The organism is Streptomyces sp. NTH33, assembly GCF_003236365.1.
Lineage (GTDB): Bacteria > Actinomycetota > Actinomycetes > Streptomycetales > Streptomycetaceae > Streptomyces.
Genome location: NZ_POTZ01000584.1, coordinates 1 through 3,626, shown reverse-complemented (window position 1 = coordinate 3,626; position 3,626 = coordinate 1). Strand labels below are relative to the sequence as shown.

The 3,626-nt window shown below is 71.8% G+C and carries 2 protein-coding genes; both read left to right on the top strand.

Annotated elements, in window-relative coordinates:
- The first annotated feature begins 121 nt into the window (after positions 1-121).
- Complete coding sequence (locus C1I97_RS33325; RefSeq protein WP_111006760.1) at positions 122-1,336, top strand: acetyl-CoA C-acetyltransferase; 1,215 nt, start codon at positions 122-124, stop codon at positions 1,334-1,336.
- A gap of 49 nt (positions 1,337-1,385) precedes the next feature.
- Entirely contained in the window at positions 1,386-3,563 is a 2,178-nt protein-coding gene (locus C1I97_RS33320; protein ID WP_111006759.1) for a 3-hydroxyacyl-CoA dehydrogenase NAD-binding domain-containing protein, read from the top strand.
- Positions 3,564-3,626 lie beyond the last annotated feature (63 nt).

The following is a 3,626-nucleotide window of genomic DNA, read 5'->3' as shown; positions in this document are numbered from 1 at the left end:
CCCCCCAGGGTATCGTCCGCACCGGCCCCGCCCGGCCCGGCGCCGACACGGCCGCCGTGGCCCGCGACTGGGACCTGCCCGCACTCCTCCAGGACGAAAACCCTCACCGAAAGGCTTGCCAGTGAGCACCGAAGCGTACGTGTACGACGCGATCCGCACCCCGCGCGGGCGCGGCAAGGCCACCGGCGCCCTGCACGGCACGAAGCCCATCGACCTGGTCGTCGGCCTCATCCACGAGATCCGCGACCGCTTCCCCGGCCTGGACCCGGCCGCGGTCGACGACATCGTGCTCGGCGTCGTCGGACCCGTGGGCGACCAGGGCTCCGACATCGCCCGCATCGCCGCGATCGCCGCCGGGCTGCCCGACACGGTGGCCGGCGTACAGGAGAACCGCTTCTGTGCCTCGGGCCTGGAGGCCGTCAACATGGCCGCCGCCAAGGTGCGTTCCGGCTGGGAGGACCTGGTCCTCGCGGGCGGCGTCGAGTCGATGTCCCGGGTGCCGATGGCCTCCGACGGCGGCGCCTGGTTCAACGACCCGATGACCAACCTCGCCGTCGACTTCGTGCCCCAGGGCATCGGCGCCGACCTGATCGCCACCATCGAGGGCTTCTCCCGGCGGGACGTCGACGAGTACGCGGCCCTGTCCCAGGAGCGCGCGGCCACCGCCTGGAAGGAGGGCCGCTTCGACCGCTCCGTCGTCCCCGTCAAGGACCGCAACGGACTGGTCGTCCTCGACCACGACGAGCACATGCGCCCCGGCACCACCGCCGACTCCCTCGCCGGCCTCAAGCCGTCCTTCGCGGACATCGGCGAACTCGGCGGCTTCGACGCCGTGGCCCTGCAGAAGTACCACTGGGTGGAGAGGATCGACCACGTCCACCACGCGGGCAACTCCTCCGGCATCGTGGACGGCGCCTCGCTCGTCGCCATCGGCTCCAAGGAGGCCGGCGAGCGCCACGGCCTCACCCCGCGCGCGCGGATCGTCTCCGCCGCCGTCTCCGGCTCCGAGCCCACCATCATGCTCACCGGCCCCGCGCCCGCCACCCGCAAGGCGCTCGCCAGGGCCGGACTGACCATCGACGACATCGACCTCGTCGAGATCAACGAGGCCTTCGCGGCGGTCGTCCTGCGCTTCGCGAAGGACATGGGCCTGTCCCTGGACAAGGTCAACGTCAACGGCGGCGCCATCGCGCTGGGCCACCCGCTCGGCGCCACCGGCGCGATGATCCTCGGCACCCTCGTCGACGAACTGGAGCGCCAGGACAAGCGCTACGGCCTCGCCACGCTGTGCGTGGGCGGCGGCATGGGCGTCGCCACCGTCGTCGAGCGCGTCTGACCCCTCCCAGCGGCACCTTCGGACCTCAGACCTCAACGGAGACCCCGACATGACCGAGAGCACCACCATCCGCTGGGAGCAGGACGACACCGGCGTCGTCACCCTCGTCCTCGACGACCCCGACCAGTCCGCGAACACCATGAACCAGGCGTTCCGCGACTCCTTCGCCGCCGTCGTCGACCGGCTGGAGGCCGAGAAGGACTCCCTCCGCGGCGTCATCCTCACCTCCGCCAAGAAGACCTTCTTCGCCGGCGGCGACCTGCGCGACCTGATCCGGGTCACCCCCGAGACCGCCCAGGACCTCTTCGACGCCGGCCTCGCCCTCAAGCGGAACATGCGCCGCATGGAGACCCTGGGCAAGCCGGTCGTCGCCGCGATCAACGGCGCGGCCCTGGGCGGCGGTTACGAACTCGCCCTGGCATGCCACCACCGCATCGCCCTCGACACCCCCGGCACGAAGATCGGCTGCCCCGAGGTGACCCTCGGCCTCCTCCCGGGCGGCGGCGGAGTGGTCCGCACCGTACGGCTGCTGGGCATCGCCGACGCCCTGCTGAAGGTGCTGCTGCAGGGTCAGCAGTACAACGCGCGCCGCGCCCAGGAGAACGGTCTCGTCCACGAGGTGGCCACCAGCCAGGACGAGCTGCTGGCCAAGGCCCGTGCCTTCATCGACGCCAACCCCGAGTCCCAGCAGCCCTGGGACAGGCCCGGCCACCGCATCCCGGGCGGCACCCCGGCCAATCCCAAGTTCGCCGCCAACCTGCCCGCCTTCCCCGCCACGCTGCGCAAGCAGACGAACGGCGCCCCTTACCCGGCACCGCGGGGCATCCTCGCCGCCGCCGTCGAGGGAGCCCAGGTCGACTTCGAGACCGCCCAGGTCATCGAGGCCCGCTACTTCGTGGAGCTGGCCGCCGGGCAGACCGCCAAGAACATGATCCAGGCGTTCTTCTTCGACCTCCAGGCCGTCAACTCCGGCGCCAACCGCCCGAAGGGCGTCGAGCCCCGCCAGGTTCGCAGGGTCGCCGTCCTCGGCGCCGGCATGATGGGCGCGGGCATCGCCTACTCGTGCGCCCGCGCGGGGCTGGAGGTCGTCCTGAAGGACGTGTCCCTGGAGGCCGCCGTCAAGGGCAAGGGCTACTCCGAGAAGCTGTGCGCCAAGGCCGTCGCCAGGGGCCGTACCAGCCAGGAGAAGGCGGACGCACTGCTCGCCCGGATCACGCCCACCGCCGAGGCCGCCGACCTCGCCGGCTGCGACGCGGTGATCGAGGCCGTCTTCGAGGACCCGGCCCTCAAGCACAAGGTGTTCCAGGAGATCGAGCAGGTCGTCGCCCCGGACGCGCTGCTGTGCTCCAACACCTCCACCCTGCCCATCACCGCGCTCGCCGAGGGCGTGGAGCGCCAGGCCGACTTCATCGGGCTGCACTTCTTCTCGCCCGTCGACAAGATGCCGCTGGTCGAGATCATCAAGGGCGAGCGCACCGGCGACGAGGCGCTGGCCCGCGCCTTCGACCTGGTCCGGCAGATCAACAAGACCCCGATCGTCGTCAACGACTCGCGCGGGTTCTTCACCTCCCGGGTGATCGGCCACTTCATCAACGAGGGCGTGGCGATGGTCGGCGAGGGCATCGAACCGGCCTCCGTCGAGCAGGCGGCGGCCCAGGCGGGCTACCCGGCCAAGGTGCTGTCCCTGATGGACGAACTGACGCTCACCCTGCCCCGAAAGATCCGCAACGAGTCGAAGCGGGCCGTGGAGGAGGCGGGCGGCACCTGGTCCGCGCACCCCGCGGAGGCGGTCGTCGACCGCATGGTGGACGAGTTCGGCCGTACGGGGCGCAGCGGCGGCGCGGGCTTCTACGAGTACGGCGAGGACGGCAGGCGGGCCGGGCTGTGGCCGGGACTGCGTGAGCACTTCACGAAGCCGGGGTACGAGATCCCGTTCCGGGACATGCAGGAGCGCATGCTCTTCTCCGAGGCGCTGGACACGGTCCGGCTCCTGGAGGAGGGCGTGCTGACCTCCGTCGCCGACGCCAACATCGGCTCCATCCTCGGCATCGGCTTCCCGGGCTGGACCGGCGGCGTGCTGCAGTACATCAACGGCTACGACGGCGGCCTGCCCGGCTTCGTGGCACGCGCGCGTGAACTCGCCGAGCGCTACGGCGAGCGGTTCACCCCGCCGGCCCTGCTGGTGGAGAAGGCGGAGAAGGGGGAGACGTTCACCGACGCGCGCTGAGGCGCGGCCCGGACCTCAGGCGGAGGACGCGTCCCCCGGGGCCGCCTCCGCCCCGCCCCCGCC

Bases quoted from the DNA above. Each gene is read 5' to 3' on its own strand.
- C1I97_RS33320 (WP_111006759.1), top strand. From the start codon at position 1,386: ATGACCGAGAGCACCACCATCCGCTGGGAGCAGGACGACACCGGCGTC.